Raw genomic sequence first — 22,814 nt, 5'->3', positions numbered from 1 at the left:
GCGCGTCCGCTTTTCATAACGAGAACACATATGACCCAATTCGCTTTTGTATTCCCCGGCCAGGGGTCCCAGGCCGTGGCCATGATGGCCGGCTTCAACGGCAACCCGGTCGTCGAGCAAACGATCGCCGAAGCGTCGGACGCGCTGCAGTTCGACCTCGGCAAGCTGATCGCCGAAGGCCCGAAGGAAGACCTCGACCTGACCACCAATACGCAGCCGGTGATGCTGACCGCCGCGGTCGCCGTGTATCGCGCATGGATCGCCGCCGGCGGCCCGCTGCCGGCCATCGTCGCGGGCCACAGCCTCGGTGAATACTCGGCGCTGGTCGCCGCCGGCGTGATCCCGTTCAAGGATGCCGTGCCGCTGGTGCGCTTCCGCGCCCAGGCGATGCAGGAAGCCGTGCCGGTCGGGCAGGGCACGATGGCCGTGGTGCTGGGCCTGTCGGACGAAGACGTGCGCGCCGCCTGCGCCGAAGCCGTGGCCGCCGCGCCGGGCCAGGTGGTGGAAGCCGTCAACTACAACGCGCCGGCCCAGGTCGTGATCGCCGGCCACGCCGCCGGTGTCGACAAGGCCTGCGAGATCGCCAAGGCCAAGGGTGCCAAGCGCGCGATGCGCCTGCCGGTATCGGCGCCGTTCCACTCGTCGCTGCTCAAGCCCGCCTCGGACCGCTTGCGCGACTACATGGAAAACCTCCATTTCAACGCACCGCAGATCGATTTGATCAACAACGTCGATGTTGCTGTACTGCATGATCCTGCAAGCATCAAGGATGCGCTGGTACGCCAGGCCGCCAGCCCGGTGCGCTGGGTGGAAACGATGCAGAAGGTGGCCGCGGGCGGCATCACCCAGGTCATCGAATGCGGCCCCGGCAAGGTGCTGATGGGCTTGACCAAGCGGATCGATGCGAACCTGGCCGGCGACGCCATCACCGACCAGGCGTCGCTGGAACGCCTGCTGGCCGCGCTGAAGCCGGCCGGCTGAACCTGACTGAAGAATTCGAAGGAAACACCATGAACCTGTCCAACCAAGTCGCACTCGTCACGGGCGCTTCGCGCGGCATCGGCAAGGCCATTGCCACCGAGCTGGCGCGCCAGGGCGCGAAAGTGATCGGCACGGCCACCACCGAAGCCGGCGCCGAAGCGATTTCCGCTTACCTGGCCGAGATCGGCGCCGATGCCGGCAAGGGCCTGGCGCTGGACGTGACGGATGCGGAGCGCTGCGCCGCCGTGATCGATGAAATCGGCAAGAGCTTCGGCGCGATCGGCATCCTCGTCAACAATGCCGGCATCACCGCCGACCAGCTGGCGATGCGCATGAAGGACGATGAATGGGACAAGGTCATCGCCACCAACCTGAGCGCGGTGGGCCGCCTGTCGCGCGCAGTCCTGCGTGGCATGATGAAAGCCAAAGCAGGGCGTATCATTAACATCACTTCGGTGGTGGCGTCGTCCGGCAATCCTGGCCAGATGAATTATGCGGCGGCCAAGGCCGGCGTGGAGGGCATGTCCCGCGCGCTGGCCCGTGAAATCGGCAGCCGAAACATCACCGTCAATTGTGTCGCACCGGGCTTCATCGACACGGACATGACCAAGGTGCTGGGCGAGGACCAGCATGCGGCCCTGCTCACGCAGATCCCGCTGGGCCGTCTCGGCAAGCCGGAAGACATTGCCGCGGCGGTGGCTTTCCTGGCATCGCCGAGCGGCGCGTACATCACCGGTACCACGTTGCACGTGAACGGTGGCATGTACATGGGGTGATGGCGAATAAGCCGGGAATGAATGAGGAATTAAGCGGCTTTGCGCACGATTTATGTGGGTAAAGCCGTTTTTTAGCAGTGATTTCGGTAAAGCTGAGCACAGAAGCCGAAATTAGTTTTTCAGTGCGCAAACCTGATAAAATGCGCGCTTTCCGTAACATACACACAATGGAGCCATAACATGTCCGATATCGAACAACGCGTTAAGAAGATCGTCGCCGAACAACTGGGCGTCGCCGAAGCCGACATCAAGAACGAATCGTCCTTCGTCGATGACCTGGGCGCCGACTCCCTCGACACCGTTGAACTGGTAATGGCACTGGAAGACGAGTTCGAAATGGAAATCCCTGACGAACAGGCTGAAAAGATCACCACCGTGCAGCAGGCTATCGACTACGCGACGAACCACGTCAAGGCCTAAGTTCGCAGCAGCAGCAAAGATCGACTCCAGGAGAATCGCTTGAGTTCCAAAAACCGTCGTGTGGTGGTTACCGGCCTCGGCGTCGTGTCCCCGATCGGCAATACGATTGCCGAAGCGTGGAACGCGATTACCGAAAGCAAATCCGGTATCGCCAACATCACCAAGTTTGATGCCAGCGCGTTCTCGACCCGCTTCGCCGGCGAGGTCAAGAACTTCAACGTCGAAAGCTATCTCGACGTCAAGGAAGCCCGCCATATGGATGCCTTCATCCATTACGGCATGGCTGCGGGTATCCAGGCGATCCAGGATTCCGGTCTGGTCGTCACCGAAGAGAACGCCGATCGCATCGGCGTGATCATCGGCTCCGGCATCGGCGGCCTGCCGATGATCGAAGAACAGAAGGCCGATTACGACAAGCGCGGTCCGCGCCGTATCTCGCCGTTCTTCGTGCCGGCCTCGATCATCAACATGATCTCCGGTAACCTCTCGATCAAATACGGCATGCGCGGTCCCAACCTGGCGATCGTGACTGCCTGCACCACCGGCCTGCACAGCATCGGCGCGGCGGCCCGCCTGATCGAATACGGCGATGCCGACATCATGGTGGCCGGCGGTGCCGAATCCACCGTGTCGCCGCTGGGCCTGGGCGGCTTTGCCTCCGCCCGTGCGCTGTCCTCGCGCAACGACGATCCCGCGACCGCGTCCCGCCCGTGGGACAAGGACCGCGACGGTTTCGTGCTGGGCGAGGGCGCCGGCGTGATGGTGCTCGAAGAATACGAGCACGCCAAGGCACGCGGCGCCAAGATTTACGCGGAACTGCTCGGCTTCGGCATGAGCGCCGACGCGTATCACATGACCTCGCCGCTGGAAGATGGCAGCGGCGGCGCCAAGTCGGCGATCTCGGCAATGAAGAATGCCGGCATCAATCCCGACCAGGTGCAGTACCTGAACGCACACGGCACCTCGACGCCGCTGGGCGACGTGGCCGAAGTCACCGGCATCAAGTATGCGTTCGGTGACCACGCCAAGAGCCTGGTCGTGAGTTCGACGAAGTCGATGACCGGCCACCTGCTCGGTGGCGCCGGCGGCCTCGAAGCCGTGTTCACCGTGCTGGCGATCCACCACCAGGTGGCCCCGCCCACGATCAACCTGTTCGATCAGGACCCGGCATGCGACCTGGACTTCTGCGCCAACGTCGCCCGCCCGATGGCCATCCAGTATGCCGTGAAGAACTCGTTCGGCTTCGGCGGAACGAACGGCAGCCTCGTGTTCGGAAAAATGTGAACTTTCCCGGCTCACTCCGGTCTTAACGGAGTGAGCGCCAAAGGCCCGGCGGTTGACTTGAACGTTGACCGCCGCGGTCCACGGTGCCGGCATTCTTCGGCACATCATCGCCCGGCAAGAGGCCGGCGCTTCCAGCATTCCCCCTAGTCGGGAACATCATCGGCATCATCGTCGTCATCGTCGTCGTCATCGTCGTCGTCATCGTCGTCGTCATCGTCGTCGTCATCGTCGGCATCATCATCGCTCATTGCAGCAGCGTTCTGCGGCGGCGTTTCCCGGCAGTTCATGCAGGTGATTTTCCGCGACAGAATGTCAATGCCGAGTTTTGCAGCCGACTTTGCGGTTGATTTCGCAGCACGGTTTTACCGCCCGGTTTCAGCGCCCGGATTCAGCGCCCGGTATGAACCGCATCGCAGCCCTGCCGCAGGGCGCGTTCCACCACTTTTCGACGGGTTCCACGATGTCCATCGCCGTGTCCGCCGTCATCCATCCATCGCCCATGCTGCGCGCGGCGCACGCGGCCCTGTGCGTGGCGGTGCTGGCTTGTGGCGCCTGGTGCGGGGCCAGCCTGGCCGGCGCGCTGCTGGTCGCGGCAGGCGTGGCGGGGGGCGTCCGCCAGCGCGGGCTTGTCAAGCTTGCGCGGATTGATATTTCGGCTGTCGGCCAGGTGCGCCTGGCGGTATACCACCAGAAGGACGCACGGCACGCGGGCTTGGGGCAAAGCGTGCGGCTGCTGCCGGGCTCCACGCTGTGGCCCGGTTTGCTGCTGTTGCGATTGCGGTTGGATGCCGCTGAAACCGTTCCGGAAGATGCTGCCGAACCCGCCGCTGAAGACACTGCGGGGAGCATCGCGGACGGCACCGGAGAGGACGCCGGTGCACGGCGTGGCGGGCGCGGGGCCGGGCGGGTGCACTGGCTGGCCGTGCTGCCGGATAGTGCCGCGCCGGACGTACGGCGCAGGCTGGCACTGGCGGCGCGCGCGATCGCCGCCGGCGGCACCGGCGGCGCGAAAAAAAATCCGCAAAACCCCTGAACCAATTACCCCGCGTGGCCTCTATAGGCATATGGAGAGCCGGTGCTGGGACCACCGAGGGCCAAGGTGTGACAACAGACCGTGGTGTGACAACGGACCGTGAAAGCGATCAGCTGCTGGTCGAGCGAGTCCAGGCAGGTGAACGGCAAGCATTCGACTTGCTCGTGTCGAAGTATCAGCGCAGGCTGATGCGGCTGGTATCGCGCATCGTGCACGATCCCGCCGAGGCGGAAGACGTCGTCCAGGAAAGCTTCATCAAGGCTTTTCGCGGCCTGCGCCATTTCCGTGGCGATTCCGCCTTCTACACGTGGCTGTATCGGATCGGCATCAACACCGCCAAGAACTTCCTCGTGACCCAGAGCCGGCGCACCCCTGCGTCCACCGACGTCGATGCGGCAAGCGCGGAAGGGGCCGATGAAGGAAACGGCCTGCGCGACATCAACACGCCCGAGTCCATGCTGGCCACCAAGCAGATCGCGGAAACGGTCAATGCCGCGATGGAGTCGCTGCCTGTCGACTTGCGCACGGCGATCCTGCTGCGCGAGATCGAAGGCTTGAGCTATGACGAGATTTCGGAAATCATGTCGTGCCCCATCGGAACCGTGCGCAGCCGTATTTTTCGCGCCCGCGAAGTGATCGCCGACAAACTGCGGCCCCTATTGGACCTGCCGGTTGACAAGCGCTGGTGAGGCTCCGACACTGGCAACTCAGGTTATAGCCCAGGTTATGGCCCAGGTTATGGCTCAGGTTATAACGCAGGTTATAACGCACGTTATAACTCAGGTCGCAGCTCAGCTTGCAACATGGTTGCAAGCGAGCTTGCGGTGCAACCTGTAGTTCAGCTTGCAGTGCAGCTTGTAGTTCAGTTCCGCTTGTGGTTCCGAATGTAGTTCAGCTTGTAAACCCGTTGCTTACTTTTGCTGCGCAGGGATATGTCATGGAAACTCCGAACCGCCTCCAGGAAAACATCTCGGCGCTGGTGGACAAGGAATTGCCGGCATCCGAAGTGGAACTGACCTTGGCCGCGCTGTCCGAACCCGAAGGGCTCGCCGCCTGGCGCCTCTACCACCTGGCTGGCGACGTCCTGCGCGCGCACCAGCCGGAGGCCGGGCTGTCCGCCGGTTTCGCGGCGCGGCTCGCCGAGCGCCTGGCAGCTGAAGAAATGCCGGGGCGGCCCGCCGACACGGCCCCGCGCGAAGGTTCGGCCACCGCGACCGCCACCACCACCACGACCACCACGACCATCACAGCCACCACCATCGCTACCGCCACGCTTCCGTGACCCGCGATCCCGCCTCCTGCCCGGTCACACCCGCCGGGCCGCCCATGCCCGCCAGGCCATTCATGCGTGGTTACATCCGCTAGCGCGGCGATACAGCACGCTACAAATCTCCCCTTGAAATTTGTTATCTGTTGCAACATCTTGTGCGTGCTGCAACTCCAGCTTTTCGCTTACCATACGGCGAAGCCTCTGGCTTGCGTTGCGTCCTGACCCATACCGAAAACAGACAACCTATGAAAACCAAAATCTCTGCTGGTAATAAAACCCTGTCGGCGCTGCTGGTCAGCGCGGGTATCCTGTTCGCGCCCGCCGCGCTGGGGTTGGCTTCCGTCCATGCCGCGCCGGCCACCGGCGCCGTGGCCGGTTTGCCCGATTTCGCCGACATGGTGGACAAAGTCGGTCCGGCCGTCGTCAACATCCGCACCACCGAGCGCCTGCGCATGCGCACGCCGGGCATGACGGACGAGGATGAAATGCAGGAGTTCTTCCGCCGCTTCTTCGGCGGCCAGGTGCCGACTCCGCGCCGCGAAGGCCAGCAGCCGCGCGGCCGGCAGCAGCAGCAGGCGCCGGCGGAGCGCGAAGTGCAGCGGGGCGTGGGTTCGGGCTTCATCATTTCCGCCGACGGCTACGTGCTGACCAATGCCCACGTGGTCGCCGGCGCCGACGAGGTGTACGTCACCCTGACCGACAAGCGCGAGTTCAAGGCCAAGGTGCTGGGTGCCGACGCCGGTACCGACGTGGCCGTGCTGAAGATCGACGGCTCGCGCCTGCCCGTGCTGACGATGGGCGATTCGAACAAGATCCGCGTCGGCGAATGGGTCGTGGCGATCGGTTCGCCATTCAACCTGGAGAACACCGTCACGGCCGGCATCATCTCGGCCAAGGCGCGCGATACGGGCGAATACCTGCCGCTGATCCAGAGCGACGTGGCGGTCAATCCCGGCAACTCGGGCGGCCCGCTGATCAACATGCGCGGCGAAGTGATCGGCATCAATTCGCAGATCGCCACGCTGTCCGGCGCCTACAACGGCATCTCCTTCGCCATCCCGATCGACGAGGCGATGCGCGTGGCCGACCAGCTGAAGAAGAGCGGCAAGGTGACCCGCGGGCGCATCGGTGTGCAGATCGGCGAAGTCACGCGCGACGTGGCCGAATCGCTGGGCCTGAAGGATGCGCGCGGCGCCGAGGTGTCGATGGTGGAAGAGGGCGGCCCGGCAGCCAAGGCGGGCCTGAAGCCGGGCGATATCGTCACCAAGTTCAACGGCAAGGACATCGAGCGCTCGTCCGACCTGCGCCGCCTGGTCGGCAACACCGCGCCGAATACCCGGGCCACCATCACCGTCTGGCGCCAGGGCAAGGCGGTCGACCTGCCGGTCACCGTGGCCGAGCTGGAATCCGAACAATCGAAAGGCGCACGGGGCGAGCGCAGCAAGCCGAGCGGCGAAGGCGCCTCGAACGCGCTGGGCCTGAAGGTGTCGGACCTGTCGGCCGCCGAGCGCAAGGAGCTGGGCGTGCCGGGCGGCGTGAAGGTGGATGCGGCCGAAGGCGTGGCCGCTGGCGCCGGCATCCAGCCGGACGACGTGCTGCTGCAGCTGAATAACTCGCCGATCACGGATGCGAAACAGTTTGCCGCGCTGGTGTCGAAGCTCGATCCGAAGCGCAACGCCGTCGTACTGGTGCGCCGCGGCGACGTGGCACGCTTCCTGACGCTGCGTCCGGCCCCGGCCCCGGCACCGAAGTAAGCGGGCAGGGCGGCGGCCGGCGGTGTGCCTGCAACGATCCGTTGCCGGGCAAGCCACCGCGCCGCCGCCCGCCGTCCGGATGCCGGATCAGCGATGACCTTTACGCCGCGATGACCTCTACGCCGCGATGACCTTTACCCTGCAATGACCTTTACTTTGTATTCGCGCAGCTATTGCCACCTGTGCCAGGACATGCTCGACGCCTTGCTGGCCCTGCGCACGCCTGCGCAACCGTTCTCCGTCGACGTGATCGACGTGGACGCCGATCCGGCGCTGGTGGCCCGTTTCGACGAGCTCGTGCCGGTGCTGTATGCCGGCGACGAACAGCTGTGCCATTACTTCCTCGATGCCCCGAAGGTGCTTGCCGTGCTCGGCGGTCATCGCCGCTGACGGCTGTCACGGCCACCTCCTTTGACCGGTACGCCGGATTTTGGGCTTTCCCCTCTGAAATCCGGTAAAATGCGGGGGGTTTTTCCTTGCACGTTTTCTCGAAAGGCGCTCGGCAGGGCTTTCCGCCCAGGGCGCTTTTTTGTATTGGCCGGCTCATTCGGGCTCACGCCATGCTGTTGCTGTGCTTTTTGCTGTGCTTTTCGCTGTGCTTTTCGCTGCGCTTTTCGCTGTATTCATCGCCGTTTTTATCGCCGCTTTATAAATGAACAACATTCGCAATTTTTCCATCATCGCCCACATCGACCATGGCAAATCCACGCTGGCGGATCGCATCATCCAGCTGTGCGGCGGCCTGTCGGACCGCGAGATGGAAGCCCAGGTGCTCGATTCGATGGACCTCGAGCGCGAACGTGGCATCACCATCAAGGCCCAGACGGCGGCGCTGAAGTACAAGGCCCGCGATGGCGAAATCTACAACCTGAACCTGATCGACACGCCGGGCCACGTCGACTTCTCGTATGAAGTCTCGCGCTCGCTGTCGGCCTGCGAAGGTGCGCTGCTGGTCGTCGACGCCTCGCAGGGTGTCGAGGCACAAACGGTGGCGAACTGCTACACCGCGCTCGATCTCGGCGTGGAAGTGGTGCCGGTGCTGAACAAGATCGACTTGCCGAATGCCGATCCGCCATCGGCGATCGCCGAGATCGAGGACGTGATCGGCATCGAGGCGGGCGACGCCGTGCACTGCTCGGCCAAGACCGGCCTGGGCGTCGAAGACGTGCTGGAGTCGATCATCGCCAAGGTGCCGCCGCCGAAGGGCGATCCCGCCGCGCCGCTGCAGGCGCTGATCATCGACTCGTGGTACGACCCGTATGTCGGCGTCGTGATGCTGGTGCGCGCGGTCAACGGCACGCTCAAGCCGAAGGAAAAGATCCTGCTGATGGCCACGGATTCCGTGCAGCTGGTGGAAGACATCGGTATCTTCTCGCCCCGTTCCGTGTCGCTGCCGCAGCTGTCGGCGGGCCAGGTGGGCTTCGTCATCGCCGGCATCAAGGAACTGAAAGTGGCCCGCGTGGGCGACACGATCACGACCGCCGTCAAGCCGGCCGAAGCGCCGCTCCCGGGCTTCAAGGAAGTGCAGCCGCAGGTGTTCGCCGGCCTGTTCCCGGTGGAAGCGAACCAGTACGATGCGCTGCGCGACTCGCTGGAAAAACTGAAACTGAACGATGCCGCGCTGATGTACGAGCCGGAAGTGTCGCAGGCGCTGGGCTTCGGCTTCCGCTGCGGCTTCCTGGGCCTGCTGCACATGGAAATCGTGCAGGAACGCCTGGAACGCGAATTCGACATGGACCTGATCACCACGGCGCCGACCGTGGTGTATGAAGTCGAGCAGCGCGACGGCTCCATCCTGAAGGTCGACAATCCTTCGCGCATGCCCGATCCGTCGCACATCAACGATGTGCGCGAGCCGATCGTCACGGTCAACCTGTACATGCCGCAGGAGTATGTCGGTTCCGTCATCACGCTGTGCATCGCCAAGCGCGGCATCCAGCTGGACATGGCCTACCACGGCCGCCAGGTGAAGCTGGTGTACGAGATGCCGATGGCCGAGATCGTGCTGGACTTCTTCGACAAGCTCAAGTCCACCTCGCGCGGCTATGCGTCGATGGACTACGAGTTCAAGGAATACCGTTCGGCCGACGTGGTCAAGGTCGACATGCTGATCAACAGCGAAAAGGTCGACGCGCTGGCCATCATCGTGCACCGCGCCAACGCGCCATACCGCGGCCGCCAGGTGGCGGCCAAGATGCGCGAACTGATCCCCCGGCAGATGTTCGACGTGGCGATCCAGGCCGCGATCGGCTCCAACATCATCTCGCGCGAAAACGTCAAGGCATTGCGCAAGAACGTGCTGGCCAAGTGCTACGGCGGCGACATTTCGCGGAAAAAGAAACTGCTGGAAAAGCAGAAGGCCGGCAAGAAGCGCATGAAGCAGGTCGGCTCGGTTGAGATCCCGCAAGAAGCATTCCTGGCAATCCTCCAAGTGGAAGAGAAATGACACTGCAAAGCATCCTCGGCAATTTCGCGCTGATCCTGTTCGTGTTGATGGTGGTAACCGGGATCATCTGGGTCCTGGACGTGTTCTATCTTGCCAAGCAGCGCCGCGCCGCCGCCGACCGGGCGCTGGCCGAGTACGACGCCCGCACCGCGAAGCTGACCGCCGACGGCATCCGCCTGGACAGCCACCAGAACGCGCGCGAGAAGATCGAGGCCGAGCACCTGCGCCAGCCCACCTGGATCGAATACTCGGGCAGCTTCTTCCCGGTGATCGCGCTGGTGTTCGTGCTGCGCTCGTTCCTGTTCGAGCCGTTCAAGATCCCTTCGTCGTCGATGGTGCCGACCCTGCTGGTGGGCGACCTGATCCTGGTGAACAAGTTTACGTACGGCATCCGCCTGCCGATCGTCAACAAGAAGATCATCCAGCTCAACGATCCGCAGCGGGGCGACGTGATGGTGTTCAAGTACCCGAAGGACATGAGCCAGGATTACATCAAGCGCGTGGTCGGGGTGCCGGGTGATAAGATCACTTATGAAAACAAGCGCCTGACAGTGAACGGCAAGCCGATCAGCTATGCGCCGCTGGAAGACTATCTCGAAGAAGAGTCGCTGAACTACAAGAAGCAGTTCAAGGAAAACCTGTCCGGCACCGAGCACCGCATCCTGAACGACGATCGCGCCGGCACCCTGAACCTGTCGGACGTGGGCGATTTCCCCGGCAAGGAAGCGTGCACGTACACGTATGACGGATTCACCTGCACGGTACCGGCCGGCAACTACTTCATGATGGGCGACAACCGCGACAATAGCGCGGACAGCCGCTACTGGGGCTTCGTGCCTGACCGCAACATCGTCGGCAAGGCCGTGGCGGTCTGGATGAACCTGTCGAACCTGCGCCGCATCGGCGGCATCCAGTAAGCAGCCGGGCAACCGGCACCATTGAGCCATACGCAGTACGCCAACTACAGTAACCAGCAGCAAGGGAGTGTCGATGCGGGGAATGCATTTTCCGGCCAACAGGCAGCGTGGCATCTCGCTGACCGGCCTGATCGTGGTGCTGGCGCTGATCGGCGTGATCGGCGTGCTGGCGATGAAGATCCTGCCCACCTACAGCGAATACCGCTCGGTCAGCGCGGCGATCGCCAAGGCCAAGACGGCCGGCGGCACGCCGCAGGAAATCCGTGCCTCGTTCGACCGGAGCGCCGAGGTAAACTACATCAGCTCGATCAGCGGCCGCGACCTGACGATCGAGCGTGTCGATGGCGAACTGGAAGTCTCGTTCGCCTACGACAAGAAAATCCACCTGGCCGGGCCGGCCAGCGTGCTGCTCGAATACAGCGGCTCGACCGCGAAGGCCGGCCCAGCCGCCAAACCCGAGTAACACGACAGACAGGACAAGACAGGACGATGAATCTACAGTTATTGCAAGCCAAGCTGGGCCACAGTTTCGGGGATGCTGGATTGCTGCAGCAGGCCCTGACGCACCGCAGCCACAGCAGTTTGCATAACGAACGCCTGGAATTCCTCGGCGATTCGATCCTGAACTGCGTCGTGGCCTCGATCCTCTACGATCGATACCTGCAGATCGACGAAGGCGACCTGTCGCGGCTGCGCGCCAACCTGGTGAAGCAGCAATCGCTGTATGAAATCGCCCAGAAGCTGGAACTGTCGCAGTTCCTGCGGCTGGGCGAGGGCGAGCTGAAATCGGGCGGCTTCCGCCGGCCGTCGATCCTGGCCGACACCCTCGAGGCGCTGCTGGGCGCGATCTTCCTCGATGCCGGCTTCGATGCCGCGGCACGCGTGATCCGGGCGTTCTATATCCCGATCCTGGATACCGTCGATCCCCGCACGCTGGGCAAGGATGCCAAGACGCTGCTGCAGGAATTCTTGCAGAGCAAAAAGATTTCACTGCCGCTGTACAACGTGGTCGCCACGCATGGTGCCGCGCACAGCCAGGAATTCGAAATCGAGTGCCTGGTGCCCAAGCTGGGCATCCAGGTGTATGGCCGTGGCGGCAGCCGCCGTGCCGGCGAACAGGCAGCCGCCAAGCTGGCGCTGGAAGTGGCCGAGCAGGCCCTGCAGAAAGCACCGGCCGCCGCGCGCCGGGCCAAGCCGCGCGCCGCGCAGCTGAAACTGGCGGGCATCGCCACCGTGCAGGGCGACGACCCGGCGGAAACAAAGCTCGCCAACAAATAACCGAGAAACATCATGACCGACCCCACCACGCCCGCGGATTTTCGCTGCGGCTACATTGCCATCGTCGGCCGCCCCAACGTGGGCAAGTCGACGCTGATGAATACCCTGATCGGCGCCAAGGTCAGCATCACGTCGCGCAAGGCGCAAACCACGCGCCACCGCATCACCGGCATCCAGACGCTGTCCGATGCGCAATTCATCTATGTCGATACGCCGGGCTTCCAGACCCGCCACTCGAACGCGCTGAACAAGACGCTGAACAAGACCGTCACCGGCACGCTCGATTCGTCGGACGTGATCCTGTTCCTGGTGGAAGCCGGCACCTTCGGCGAGGCCGACCAGCAAGTCATCGACCTGCTGCCGAAAGACGTGCCCGTGGTGCTGGTGATTAACAAGTCCGACCGCGTCAAGGACAAGGCCGTGCTGCTGCCGTTCGCGCAGCAGGTCGCGTCGAAATTCGACTTCGCCGCCGTGGTGCCGGTCTCGGCCAAGCTGCGCTTCCAGCTCGATGGCCTGCAAAACGAGATCAAGCGCCTGCTGCCGGAAAACCCGCCGATCTTCGGCGAGGACGACATCACCGACCGCAGCGAGAAATTCCTCGCTTCCGAGATCGTGCGCGAAAAGCTGTTCCGCTTCGTCGGCGACGAGCTGCCGTACACCAGCACCGTGCTGATCGAGAAGTTCGAACAGGAGGGCAACCTGCGGCGCATCTTCGCCGCCATCCTCGTCGAGCGCGATGGCCACAAGTCCATGATCATCGGTAACAAGGGTGCCCGCCTGAAGGAAGTCTCCACCCAGGCCCGCCTGGACATGGAAAAGCTGTTCGGCGGCCCGGTGTACCTGGAAATCTGGGTCAAGGTGAAGTCCGGCTGGGCCGACAACGAAGCCGGCCTGCGCGCCTACGGCTACGAGTAATCCGGCCATGGCTAAGCGCCAGCCCACGGCCGGGCTCGTGTCCAGCTCCGGGGCAAGCCTGGACGCGGACACCAGCCCGTCGCTTCCGGTCCCGGACACGGATTCCGGGCTGGCCGAAAACGCCATCGATACCGCTACCAGCGAACAAGTCCCCGCCACCGTGCCGGGCAATGAAACGACCGCCAGCGCAAGCGCGAGCCCGGCCATGGAAGTGCGCGACAACGCCGTCGCCTATCTGCTGAAATCGGTCCCGGCGCCGGCCCCGGCCGCGGCGCGACCCCAGCAGGCCCGCAAGCGCACCGCGCCCCGCACCGTGGGCACCCGCGTCAGCGGACAGCCCGCCTTCGTCCTCCACAGTTATCCGTACAAGGAAACCAGCCTGATCGTCGAGCTGCTGACGCGCGATTTCGGCCGCGTGGCGCTGATCGCGAAAGGCGCCAAGCGCCCGCACTCGCAACTGCGCGGCGTGCTGCAGACGTTCCAGCCGCTGTCCACCGGCTGGACCGGCAAGAACGAGCTGCGCACGCTGACCGATGCCGACTGGGTCGGTGGCCTGCTGCCGCTGGAAAAGACCGCGCTGCTGTGCGGCTTCTACCTCAACGAGCTGCTGGTCAAGCTGCTGGCGCGCGACGACGCGCACCCGGCGCTGTTCGACCACTACGTGTCGACGCTGAACCAGCTGGCCCACAACGAGCCGCCGCCGATCGTCTTGCGAAAGTTCGAAACGGCCTTACTTAAAGAGACCGGGGTGGCGGCGGACCTCACGCGCTGCGCGGACACGCGCGGCAAGGTCAAGGCGGCCGTGCAGTACGTGGTCGATCCCGAGCGCGGCCCGCGGCCCGCCCGCGACGACGACACGGCGCCCCGCGTGGCCGGCAAGACGCTGCTCGACATGCAGCGCGAGGAATACACCGATCCGGCCACGCAGGCGCAGAGCAAGCAGCTGATGCGCTTCCTGCTGGCGCACCAGCTGAACGGCGCGCCGCTGAACACGCGCCAGATCCTGATCGACCTGATGCAACTGTAGTGGCGACCGCAATAGCGGCCGCAATGGCAAATGTCATAGCAAACCTCATAGCAACCGTAAAAAGAAGAGACCATGAGCTTCCTGCACCCCTCCGGCCCGATGATCGACCTGGGCGTCAATATCGACCACGTGGCCACGCTGCGCAACGCGCGCGGCACCCAATACCCCGACCCGGTGCGCGCCGCGCTGCTGGCCGAACAGGCCGGCGCCGACTGCATCACGCTGCACCTGCGCGAAGACCGCCGCCACATCAAGGATGAAGACGTGATCCGCATGGCGCCGCAACTGGTCACGCGGATGAACCTGGAAGCGGCGGTCACGCAGGAGATGATCGATTTCGCCTGCCGCATCAAGCCGGCGGACGTGTGCCTGGTGCCGGAAAAGCGCACCGAGATCACCACCGAGGGCGGGCTGGACGTGGTGCGCTTCCACAAGGAAGTGGCCGCCGCGGTGAAGCAGCTGCAAGGCGAGAACATCCGCGTCAGCCTGTTCATCGATGCCGACGAAGCGCAGATCCAGGCCGCGGCCGATGTCGGCGCGCCCGTCATCGAACTGCATACCGGTGCCTACGCCGATGCGCAGGGCGAGGAGCAGCAGCGTGAACTGGAACGCGTGCGCAACGGCGTGCAATGGGGCGTGCGGCATGGCCTGAAGGTCAATGCCGGCCACGGCCTGCACTACACCAACGTGCAGGCCATCGCCGCCATCCCGCAGATCGAGGAACTGAACATCGGCCACGCGATCGTCGCCCATTCGGTGTTCGTCGGCTGGGAAAACGCCGTGCGCGAGATGAAGGCCATCATGGTCTCCACGCGCCTGGGAGCGCGATGATCCACGGGATCGGCACCGACATCTGCAAGGTTCCCCGCATCGGCGAAGCGCTGGCGCGCCAGGGTGAACGCTTCGCGCGCCGCGTGCTCGGTCCCGACGAACTGGCGGTGTTCCGCGCCCGCAGCGAACGCAACGCGGTGCGCGGCGTGCGCTACCTGGCCACCCGCTTCGCCGCCAAGGAAGCGTTCTCGAAAGCGCTGGGCCTGGGCCTGCGTCCGCCCATGACATGGCCCGCCGCGCAGCTGCTCAACGATGCGCTGGGCAAGCCGTGCATCGTCTGCAGCGGCGATCTGAAACAATACATGGAGCACAACCGGCTGGCGGCGCAGGTCACCGTCAGCGATGAAGAGGAATACGCGGTCGCGTTCGTGATCGTGGAGAAGCTTGATGAGTGAGATGAAAGTGGAGAACACGGCGGCAGTGGCAGCGGCACCGGAGACGATGGCGGCGCCGTCGGCGCGCGAGCAGGTCCTGGCCACCGTGGCCAAGCTGCCCAACCTGCCCGGCGTGTACCGCTATTTCGATGCGGAAGACAAGGTGCTCTACGTGGGCAAGGCGCGCGACCTGAAGAAGCGCGTGTCGAACTACTTCCAGAAAAACCTGTCCAGCCCGCGCATCGCCATGATGGTCGAGCGCATCGCCAGGCTGGAAACGACGGTGACGCGCAGCGAAGCCGAAGCGCTGATCCTCGAGAACAACCTGATCAAGACGCTGCAGCCGCGCTTCAACATCCTGTTCCGCGACGATAAATCGTACCCCTACCTGAAGCTGACGGGCGACGCGGTGCCGCGCATGGTGTACTACCGCGGCGCAGTCGACAAGAAGAACCAGTACTTCGGCCCGTTCCCGTCCGCGTGGGCGGTCAAGGAATCGATGCAGATCCTGCAGCGCGTGTTCATGCTGCGCACCTGCGAGGACAGCGTCTACCAGAACCGGACGCGGCCCTGCCTGCTGAACCAGATCGGCCGCTGCAGCGCGCCCTGCGTGGGCGCGATCAGCGCCGAGGACTACCGGGTCGACGTGAACAATGCCGCGCGCTTTCTGCGCGGCCGCACCACCGAAGTGATGGAGGAGCTGGAGCAGAAGATGCACGGCTTCGCCGCCGACCTGAAATTCGAGCAGGCCGCCGCGGTGCGCAACCAGATCCAGTCGCTGTCGAAGGTGCTGCACCAGCAAAGCATGGAAACCTCGGACTCCGACGTCGACATCATCGCCGTGGTGGTGCAGGGCGGCCGCGCCTGCGTCAACCTCGCCATGGTGCGCGGCGGCCGCCACCTGGGCGATCGCGCCTACTTCCCCACGCATGTGATGGATGCCGAGACCGTGGCCGAACAGCCGATGGATGTCGAGGTGCTGTCGGCCTTCCTGGTCCAGCACTACACGGAAAAGACCATCCCCGGCGTGCTGATCCTGAACATCGAGTTCGACCAGCCGGAACTGATCCTGGCCTTGCAGGAGCAGTGCGGCCACCGCATCAACCTGCTGTTCCAGCCGCAGGGCCAGCGCCGCCAGTGGCTCGAGCTGGCGCAGAAGGGCGCCGAGATCGCGCTGGCGCGGCTGCTGTCCGAACAGGGTTCGCAGCAATCGCGCACGCGCGCCCTGGCCGACGTGCTGGGCCTGGAAAACGAGGACCTGGAAACGCTGCGCGTGGAATGCTTCGACATCAGCCACACGATGGGCGAAGCCACGCAAGCCTCCTGCGTGGTGTTCCACCACCACCAGATGCAGAACAGCGAATACCGCCGCTACAACATCAACGACATCACGCCCGGCGACGATTACGCGGCGATGCGCCAGGTGCTGATGCGCCGCTACGAGAAGGTGGCCAACGGCGATGGCGTGATGCCGGACGTGGTACTGATCGACGGCGGCAAGGGCCAGGTCGAGATGGCGCGCCAGGTGTTCGTCGAACTGGGGCTCGACATCGGCCTGATCGTCGGCGTGGCGAAAGGCGAGGGCAGGAGAGTGGGCTTGGAAACGCTGATGTTCGTCGACGGCCGTGCGCCGCAGGAACTGGGCAAGGAATCGGCCGCCCTGATGCTGGTGGCGATGATCCGCGACGAGGCGCACCGCTTCGCCATCACCGGCATGCGCGCCAAGCGCGCCAAGACGCGCCAGACGTCCACGCTGGAAGAGATCGAAGGCATCGGCGCCAAGCGCCGCCAGCGCCTGCTGGCGCGCTTCGGCGGCCTGCGCGGCGTCACGAATGCCAGCGTCGAGGACCTGATGTCGGTGGAAGGCATATCGGCAAAACTGGCCGAAGAAATCTACCGCCGCCTGCATTGAGCGGCCGCGCGATAGCAGGACGGACCTTGGCCGGTGTCCTGCTGAACCGTGCTTGCTGGCATTACCCCGGTCGGCAAGGTAGACTAGCGGCGCGTTATCACTATTCCTACAGTCGCCGCCTTTACCCGCCGCTTTTGCCTCACTTATGCCATTCAACATACCGATCCTGCTGACCTGGCTGCGCGTTGCGCTGATCCCCCTGGTCGTGGGCGTGTTCTACCTCCCTCCCGCCTGGCTGCCGCTGGAGGATCGCAACCTGGCCGCCACCGTCGTCTTCATCGTGGCCGCCATCACCGACTGGTTCGACGGCTTCCTGGCGCGCCGCTGGAACCAGACCTCGGCCTTCGGCGCCTTCCTCGACCCGGTGGCGGACAAGCTGATGGTGGCCGGCGCGCTGCTGGTGCTGGTGCAGCTGGACCGCTGCAACGCGATCCTCGCCTTCATCATCATCGGCCGCGAGATCACCATCTCCGCGCTGCGCGAATGGATGGCCCAGATCGGCGCATCGAAATCGGTGGCGGTCAATTCCATCGGCAAGATCAAGACGGCCGCGCAGATGACGGCGCTGCCGGCGCTGCTGTACTACGACGTGATCTTCGGTGCCGTCGACACCCGCTTCTGGGGTGAAAAGCTCCTCTGGCTGGCCAGCGTGCTGACGGTGTGGTCGATGTTCTACTACCTGAAAAAGGCCTGGCCGCTGATCAAGGAACGCTCGGGCAATTTGAGCTAAACAGTATTTTTAGTTTCTCCCTTGACAGCCCGTTCCGATCCTCTATAATGCTGGCCTGTTGTTGATGACGACGCAGCAGCAAGCACGAAGCGGGAGTAGCTCAGTTGGTAGAGCGCAACCTTGCCAAGGTTGAGGTCGAGAGTTCGAGACTCTTCTCCCGCTCCAAATGTGCTTGAGGCGTTTAGTGTTGAGTCAACAATTCGCTGTGCATCGTTTGATGTTTCTGCGATAATGCGGTTCCTGAAATGCGGGAGTAGCTCAGTTGGTAGAGCGCAACCTTGCCAAGGTTGAGGTCGAGAGTTCGAGACTCTTCTCCCGCTCCAGTCGAAAGACCGGGGCAGCATCAAAAGTAGTAACTCCATGCGGGAGTAGCTCAGTTGGTAGAGCGCAACCTTGCCAAGGTTGAGGTCGAGAGTTCGAGACTCTTCTCCCGCTCCAGGTTTCCAGGATTTCAGCTCATAACCGGCTGACGTCTTCAGTAAAAGTTCCCTCTGGCGAGGTAGCAAAGCGGTTATGCAGCGGCCTGCAAAGCCGTCTAGACGGGTTCGACTCCCGTCCTCGCCTCCAAGATCAGTGACAGGCAAATGCCTGAAGAAACAAAGACTCAGCCCACTTCGGTGGGCTTTTTCTTTTGTCAGCCGTGACTTGTTTGAGTGCGGTTAGATCCCGTTGAATCCCGTTGTATCTACCCGAACGGGTGGCCCATCCACCCGTTTAAAGTGTGTGTTGGCCGTCAACGCCAGTTTTAGTATAGGGATAACGAGGGATATCATGCTGACTAACGGCTACGCAATGGGAAGCTGGAATACAACATCAAACGGGCCAAGCTGTTGCCCAAGCCTATCTACTTAACTTACGACGCCGACCAGGAAGTCGAGGCCGACGCTTATGTGGCGAAACTGAAGGCGCTGCTCGATCTAGGCATCGTGCCGACCGAGCTGACCACTGCCAAGGACCAGCCGACGCTCCTGGCCGAACTGATCCGCCCATACCTTAGCAACAACGCTGTCGCCGACTCGGACATGAAGATCCTGAACATGATCTAAGGCCGCATCGGCACGGTTGCAAGAGAGTAACTACCAATGGGTCGAAGACTGGATTTTCAAAATGAAGACCGAGCTGAACCTGGCACCGGGAACGATCTGGCACCACGTCGGCGCGCTGAGGCGGTGCCTAGACTACGGCGGCCGGCGCAACATCACGGCGCTCGTCATCAATCCGATACGGCAGTTGCCGAATCGGTACGCGCAGTACACGGAGAAGGACAAGTCGGTGGCCCAGGCACACGACCCCGACTACGAGCGCCGCACGGATGACGAGCGTGATCGGCGCCTGGAAAGGGATGAAGAGGCGCGCATCCGTCAGATCCTCAATTGCGTCAAGCCCGCGGCAAGGAGCGGCCTATAGAGCTGAAGCACCAGACTGCTGTTCGATCTCGCCCTATGCCCGGCACCAGCCATCTTATGAGCGGGCTACCGCGGACGGAGCGTCCGCTGGGCCTGCCAGTTTCTGTCGTCCTTCTCCGGCGGGACGGTGAGCGCGACACCGGCGAAGAACCCCGGGCCACAGGCCCGATGATCGGCAGATTAGTCCTGAAATCAACCGACAAATGGCAGAGCGGCGGTGGCGCGACGCACATGGCGGACCTCTTGCAGACTGGCGCTCTCCAGATGGGATCTTTATGCAAGCCATTGTTCAACCCCGCCGTCGAGCAGGTGGATGAGCGCGGGTTCGTACTTTGCGGGTACGAGATCGATTCTCGCACTGGGGAAAAGGTGCATGGCGAGCAGGTATGGCTGGTCCGTCCAAGTCGAGACTGTGAATAACTGCTTACCTTTGTCGGCTAGCGCGCGAAATCGGCAAACTGTCCACCCTCAACGAAACTCGACTATTATGTCGTGAATGGAGGGTGTTCCAATGAATAGCTTAATTACCGTGGCGTACGGTGACTATGACGTAAGTGACAACTACGTCGAAAATTCGCCTGCACTGAAGTCGATGATTGAAATCATTCAGTGCGGCAGCGTGACGGTGAATAGGAATAGTGGAGATACGCCAGTCTTGGTTAAAGCGGATCAGGTCGAGAAGCTGACAGGGACAGGAAACGAACATTTTCCGAATGGGCGGCCGCCGGCAGCACGCCGCTTGCCAGGGTTCCCCGTAATTCAGATACAGCCAGGTAAAAGCGTCCTTGCGGCAGCGGTTAAAAATCTCTCCAAGAAGGGCTGACTATGGCCATGTTCGAAATTGATAAAGTAAAAAACGTTGAGCTGACCAATAACAAAACTCAGTCCGACACCCTCTACAAAGGGCGAGAGGTCGATGACTTTGTCGCCAAGGATAACGAAACTGGAGCCCCTGCGGCAACACCAGCGCCGCAACGCAGTTGGCTCGTGCGAGCCTGCAAATACGTTATTAGAATGGTTAGCGACCATGCGGTTGGCGCTATTCTCACTGCGCTGTCCGTTGCCGCTTTGCTCTACTTTTTCCCGAAACTACCGCATTAAGGTATGTTGCGTGCGCTACCAATGATCGGCGCCAATGTATGAGCCTGTCGGCGCCAGAGGGCGACGCTGGGCGTCGATCTCGATCAGTGGCCGTTCGCCACGTAGCGCAGGCAGCAGTCGATCGCCGACACCTTCAGGTCGGCGTTCTGGCGGATGCTGCCGTCGTCCTTGTGGTGCAGGTAGCGCCCGTCATCCGTGACCTCGATATGGCTGCAATCGTTGGGGAAGTGCAGCTCCAGGCAGTTGCGGGTGAAGTAGCGGCTCACCAGGCGCTGCCTTTCAGCTCGGGCAGGCTCGCTGGCTCGTCGCTCTCGCGCCGCTCCACCCAATGCCCGGACTCGACCGAACTAGGTGCGTTGCGCAGGGGCCAGCCGGCACCACGCGTCCGATTGCCATTCTTGTCGATCGACCACGCGCCGCTATCATCGAACACGACCGCTTGGACGCGCTGGTTGATTTGCTCGCCGTTCGGCTTCTGGAAGTAGCGCTGCTTTATTCCTGCGCCTGCCGGGCGGCCGCCAGCGCGGCGGCGAGTTGCGCCGGCGTCAGGATCGAGTTCGAGACTCTTTCCCGCTCCAATACCGAGGGCAGCCGATGTGGCTGCCCTTTTTGCATTGTGCACTCGATTCAACCAGCAGGCTTGGCGTCGAACTGCTCAACCAGGCGAACCGACAGCGGCACGGCGCACTGCCTGCAATGAATGATGCTGTCCGTGCAGTAGAATATCGCCTCGCGCAAACCGTCTCCGTTTCGACTGGCGACCCAGCCCTCATGCATACCCTGGAACAATTACAAAGCGGCGCGCTGGCCGGCACTGTCCGGCTTCAGTTGTCGTGCGGCCTCACTGAATTCCCGCGCGAGATCTTCGATCTGGCGAACACACTGGAAATACTCGACCTGTCCGGCAACGCGCTGTCGACGCTGCCCGACGACCTGCCCCGCCTGACCAGGCTGCGTGTCCTGTTTTGCTCGGTCAATCAGTTCACCGAGTTGCCTGCCGTCCTGGGCGCCTGCAGGCAACTGACCATGATTGGTTTCAAGAGCAACCGTATCAGCGCCGTGCCGGCAGAAGCGCTGCCCCCTTCGCTGCGCTGGCTGATCCTGACCGACAACCAGATCGATGTCCTGCCCGCGTCGATCGGCCACTGCGCGCGGTTGCAAAAGCTGATGCTCGCGGGTAACCGGCTGAGCGCATTGCCCGAGGAGCTGGCAGACTGTGTGAACCTGGAATTGCTGCGCATTGCCGCGAACCGGCTCACCAGTCTGCCGGCGTGGCTGCTCGAGATGCCCAGGCTGGCCTGGCTGGCGTTTGCCGGCAACCCTTTCACCGCATCGGACGAAGCGGCAGCGGTGTCTGAAGCGCATCGGGCTTGCATCGCATGGCAGCAACTGGAGATCGGACACCAATTGGGTGAAGGTGCATCCGGCATTATCTACGCGGCGCAGTTGCGGCAGTCCGGGACAGGTAAAACGGCCGTCGCGGTGAAGCTGTTCAAGGGTGCGATCACGAGCGATGGCCTGCCCGGGTGCGAGCTGGCGGCCTGCATCGGCGCCGGCAGCCATCCGACCCTGATTCCGGTCCTGGGCAAGATCGACGATCATCCCGATGGCATCCATGGGTGTGTCATGGCCCTGATTGAGCCCGCGTTCCACAACCTTGCCGGGCCCCCCAGCCTGGAGAGCTGCACGCGCGACGTCTACCCGGATGCAAAGCGCTTTTCGTTCGACAGCCTGCTGCGGCTCACGCGTGGCATTGCCTCGGTGGCGCAACATTTGCACAGCGGCGGCATCATGCACGGCGACCTGTATGCGCACAACATCTTGCATACGGACGCAGGAGAAGCCTTGCTGGGCGACTTCGGTGCCGCGTCGCTGTTTGCGCCGCACAGCCGCGAAGCCAGGGCGCTGCAGCGGCTGGAAGTGCGCGCCTTCGGCTTGCTGCTCGGTGAATTGATGGCGAGGTGCGATGCGGCCGGTCCTTGTCGCGAGGCGTTCGCGCGCCTGGCCGCTCTCCAGCGCGACTGCACCCAGCCACACCCGGGCGCGCGCCCCTTGTTCGATACGGTCTTGCAGCGCTTCTGAGCACACCGATGTGATGCGCAGCCCGAACCGGAATGTCATTGCGCAGATGACATTTGCCGCTCATCTCTCCAGCCAGGTGGCTGCGGTCAGTGCATGGCTCTTTCAAGAATATGCCGGTGGCAAAGTACAGTCGGAGGAGCTGATCAAGCAAGCCGACTTCTGGATGTACGATGCGGAAATGGTGAGGAGGGGGATCGTACGCCATGGGTTGAAGTGAGGCCCCAACCTTGTATTGACAAGTGCGATGGCTTGACTCGCACAGCACGAGAGCCGAAGA

At 63.1% G+C, this 22,814-nt stretch carries 28 protein-coding genes and 4 tRNA genes; 30 read left to right on the top strand and 2 right to left on the bottom strand.

The window, feature by feature from the left end:
• The first annotated feature begins 30 nt into the window (after window positions 1–30).
• The 28 genes from fabD to OU994_RS23110 all read left to right on the top strand — a co-directional run bounded on the left by fabD (window position 31) and on the right by OU994_RS23110 (window position 20,455).
• Window positions 31–981 carry an ACP S-malonyltransferase gene (gene fabD / locus OU994_RS23245; RefSeq protein ID WP_281607884.1) on the top strand — a complete coding sequence of 317 codons (951 nt, stop codon included), beginning with the start codon at window positions 31–33 and terminating at the stop codon, window positions 979–981.
• A 29-nt stretch (window positions 982–1,010) separates the two neighbouring features.
• Window positions 1,011–1,757, top strand: coding sequence for a 3-oxoacyl-ACP reductase FabG (gene fabG, locus OU994_RS23240; protein WP_281607883.1), 747 nt, complete (start codon window positions 1,011–1,013; stop codon window positions 1,755–1,757).
• A gap of 180 nt (window positions 1,758–1,937) precedes the next feature.
• Window positions 1,938–2,177 carry an acyl carrier protein gene (gene acpP / locus OU994_RS23235; protein ID WP_130188465.1) on the top strand — a complete coding sequence of 80 codons (240 nt, stop codon included), beginning with the start codon at window positions 1,938–1,940 and terminating at the stop codon, window positions 2,175–2,177.
• 39 nt (window positions 2,178–2,216) lie between these two features.
• Window positions 2,217–3,461, top strand: coding sequence for a beta-ketoacyl-ACP synthase II (gene fabF / locus OU994_RS23230; protein ID WP_281607882.1), 1,245 nt, complete (start codon window positions 2,217–2,219; stop codon window positions 3,459–3,461).
• An 83-nt stretch (window positions 3,462–3,544) separates the two neighbouring features.
• Window positions 3,545–3,808, top strand: coding sequence for a hypothetical protein (locus OU994_RS23225; protein WP_281607881.1), 264 nt, complete (start codon window positions 3,545–3,547; stop codon window positions 3,806–3,808).
• Window positions 3,809–3,861: 53 nt separating this feature from the next.
• A complete protein-coding gene (locus tag OU994_RS23220) occupies window positions 3,862–4,494 on the top strand; it encodes a hypothetical protein (protein WP_281607880.1) in 633 nt (210 codons plus the stop codon).
• An 86-nt stretch (window positions 4,495–4,580) separates the two neighbouring features.
• Window positions 4,581–5,183 (top strand): RNA polymerase sigma factor RpoE, encoded by a 603-nt coding sequence (rpoE, locus tag OU994_RS23215; RefSeq protein WP_281607879.1) that lies wholly within the window; start codon window positions 4,581–4,583, stop codon window positions 5,181–5,183.
• Between the two features lie 248 nt (window positions 5,184–5,431).
• Window positions 5,432–5,776 carry a sigma-E factor negative regulatory protein gene (locus OU994_RS23210; RefSeq protein WP_281607878.1) on the top strand — a complete coding sequence of 115 codons (345 nt, stop codon included), beginning with the start codon at window positions 5,432–5,434 and terminating at the stop codon, window positions 5,774–5,776.
• Window positions 5,777–6,009: 233 nt separating this feature from the next.
• Window positions 6,010–7,518: a DegQ family serine endoprotease gene (locus tag OU994_RS23205; RefSeq protein ID WP_281607877.1), complete on the top strand. Its 1,509-nt coding sequence runs from the start codon at window positions 6,010–6,012 to the stop codon at window positions 7,516–7,518.
• 144 nt (window positions 7,519–7,662) lie between these two features.
• A complete protein-coding gene (locus OU994_RS23200; protein ID WP_131144880.1) occupies window positions 7,663–7,908 on the top strand; it encodes a glutaredoxin family protein in 246 nt (81 codons plus the stop codon).
• Between the two features lie 262 nt (window positions 7,909–8,170).
• Window positions 8,171–9,964, top strand: coding sequence for a translation elongation factor 4 (gene lepA / locus OU994_RS23195; RefSeq protein ID WP_281607876.1), 1,794 nt, complete (start codon window positions 8,171–8,173; stop codon window positions 9,962–9,964).
• Window positions 9,961–10,881, top strand: coding sequence for a signal peptidase I (lepB, locus tag OU994_RS23190; protein WP_131144882.1), 921 nt, complete (start codon window positions 9,961–9,963; stop codon window positions 10,879–10,881). The genes lepA and lepB overlap by 4 nt, the downstream gene beginning before the upstream one ends.
• Before the next feature lie 73 nt (window positions 10,882–10,954).
• Window positions 10,955–11,344 carry a DUF4845 domain-containing protein gene (locus OU994_RS23185; RefSeq protein ID WP_281607875.1) on the top strand — a complete coding sequence of 130 codons (390 nt, stop codon included), beginning with the start codon at window positions 10,955–10,957 and terminating at the stop codon, window positions 11,342–11,344.
• Window positions 11,345–11,370: 26 nt separating this feature from the next.
• Window positions 11,371–12,159, top strand: coding sequence for a ribonuclease III (gene rnc / locus OU994_RS23180; RefSeq protein ID WP_131144883.1), 789 nt, complete (start codon window positions 11,371–11,373; stop codon window positions 12,157–12,159).
• 12 nt (window positions 12,160–12,171) lie between these two features.
• Window positions 12,172–13,074 carry a GTPase Era gene (era, locus tag OU994_RS23175; protein WP_131144884.1) on the top strand — a complete coding sequence of 301 codons (903 nt, stop codon included), beginning with the start codon at window positions 12,172–12,174 and terminating at the stop codon, window positions 13,072–13,074.
• A 205-nt stretch (window positions 13,075–13,279) separates the two neighbouring features.
• A complete protein-coding gene (gene recO / locus OU994_RS23170) occupies window positions 13,280–14,101 on the top strand; it encodes a DNA repair protein RecO (RefSeq protein ID WP_281611697.1) in 822 nt (273 codons plus the stop codon).
• 72 nt (window positions 14,102–14,173) lie between these two features.
• The gene (gene pdxJ / locus OU994_RS23165) at window positions 14,174–14,932 is read left to right on the top strand and encodes a pyridoxine 5'-phosphate synthase (protein ID WP_281607874.1); all 759 of its coding nucleotides are present in this window, start codon (window positions 14,174–14,176) and stop codon (window positions 14,930–14,932) included.
• Window positions 14,929–15,327, top strand: a complete 399-nt coding sequence (gene acpS, locus OU994_RS23160) for a holo-ACP synthase (protein ID WP_281607873.1) — start codon at window positions 14,929–14,931, stop codon at window positions 15,325–15,327. The genes pdxJ and acpS overlap by 4 nt, the downstream gene beginning before the upstream one ends.
• 46 nt (window positions 15,328–15,373) lie before the next feature.
• Entirely contained in the window at window positions 15,374–17,218 is a 1,845-nt protein-coding gene (gene uvrC, locus OU994_RS23155; protein ID WP_281611696.1) for an excinuclease ABC subunit UvrC, read from the top strand.
• Window positions 17,219–17,363: 145 nt separating this feature from the next.
• Window positions 17,364–17,948: a CDP-diacylglycerol--glycerol-3-phosphate 3-phosphatidyltransferase gene (pgsA, locus tag OU994_RS23150; protein WP_281607872.1), complete on the top strand. Its 585-nt coding sequence runs from the start codon at window positions 17,364–17,366 to the stop codon at window positions 17,946–17,948.
• Between the two features lie 89 nt (window positions 17,949–18,037).
• Window positions 18,038–18,113, top strand: a tRNA-Gly gene (locus tag OU994_RS23145).
• A gap of 82 nt (window positions 18,114–18,195) precedes the next feature.
• Window positions 18,196–18,271: transfer RNA gene (locus OU994_RS23140), tRNA-Gly, on the top strand.
• 39 nt (window positions 18,272–18,310) lie between these two features.
• Window positions 18,311–18,386, top strand: a tRNA-Gly gene (locus OU994_RS23135).
• A gap of 55 nt (window positions 18,387–18,441) precedes the next feature.
• Window positions 18,442–18,515: transfer RNA gene (locus OU994_RS23130), tRNA-Cys, on the top strand.
• 263 nt (window positions 18,516–18,778) lie between these two features.
• Window positions 18,779–18,994 carry a hypothetical protein gene (locus OU994_RS23125; protein WP_281607871.1) on the top strand — a complete coding sequence of 72 codons (216 nt, stop codon included), beginning with the start codon at window positions 18,779–18,781 and terminating at the stop codon, window positions 18,992–18,994.
• Window positions 18,995–19,055: 61 nt separating this feature from the next.
• The gene (locus OU994_RS23120) at window positions 19,056–19,355 is read left to right on the top strand and encodes a hypothetical protein (protein ID WP_281607870.1); all 300 of its coding nucleotides are present in this window, start codon (window positions 19,056–19,058) and stop codon (window positions 19,353–19,355) included.
• Window positions 19,356–19,865: 510 nt separating this feature from the next.
• On the top strand, window positions 19,866–20,177 hold the full coding sequence (locus OU994_RS23115) for a hypothetical protein (RefSeq protein WP_281607869.1): 312 nt from the start codon (window positions 19,866–19,868) through the stop codon (window positions 20,175–20,177).
• Between the two features lie 2 nt (window positions 20,178–20,179).
• Window positions 20,180–20,455, top strand: coding sequence for a hypothetical protein (locus OU994_RS23110; protein WP_281607868.1), 276 nt, complete (start codon window positions 20,180–20,182; stop codon window positions 20,453–20,455).
• An 83-nt stretch (window positions 20,456–20,538) separates the two neighbouring features.
• Here OU994_RS23110 and OU994_RS23105 read toward each other — a convergent pair whose 3' ends face one another.
• On the bottom strand, window positions 20,539–20,721 hold the full coding sequence (locus OU994_RS23105; protein ID WP_281607867.1) for a hypothetical protein: 183 nt from the start codon (window positions 20,719–20,721) through the stop codon (window positions 20,539–20,541).
• Window positions 20,718–21,077, bottom strand: coding sequence for a hypothetical protein (locus OU994_RS23100; RefSeq protein WP_281607866.1), 360 nt, complete (start codon window positions 21,075–21,077; stop codon window positions 20,718–20,720). Before OU994_RS23100 ends, OU994_RS23105 begins: the two co-directional genes overlap by 4 nt.
• Window positions 21,078–21,226: 149 nt before the next feature.
• Here OU994_RS23100 and OU994_RS23095 point away from each other — a divergent pair, with 149 nt between their 5' ends.
• A complete protein-coding gene (locus OU994_RS23095; protein ID WP_281607865.1) occupies window positions 21,227–22,537 on the top strand; it encodes a leucine-rich repeat-containing protein kinase family protein in 1,311 nt (436 codons plus the stop codon).
• 13 nt (window positions 22,538–22,550) lie between these two features.
• Entirely contained in the window at window positions 22,551–22,754 is a 204-nt protein-coding gene (locus tag OU994_RS23090; RefSeq protein ID WP_281607864.1) for a hypothetical protein, read from the top strand.
• Window positions 22,755–22,814 lie beyond the last annotated feature (60 nt).

The organism is Pseudoduganella sp. SL102 (genome assembly GCF_027856995.1).
GTDB lineage: Bacteria > Pseudomonadota > Gammaproteobacteria > Burkholderiales > Burkholderiaceae_D > Rugamonas > Rugamonas albidiflava.
Note: the sequence above shows the minus strand (reverse complement) of the source record. Positions and strands in the feature narration are given on the sequence as shown.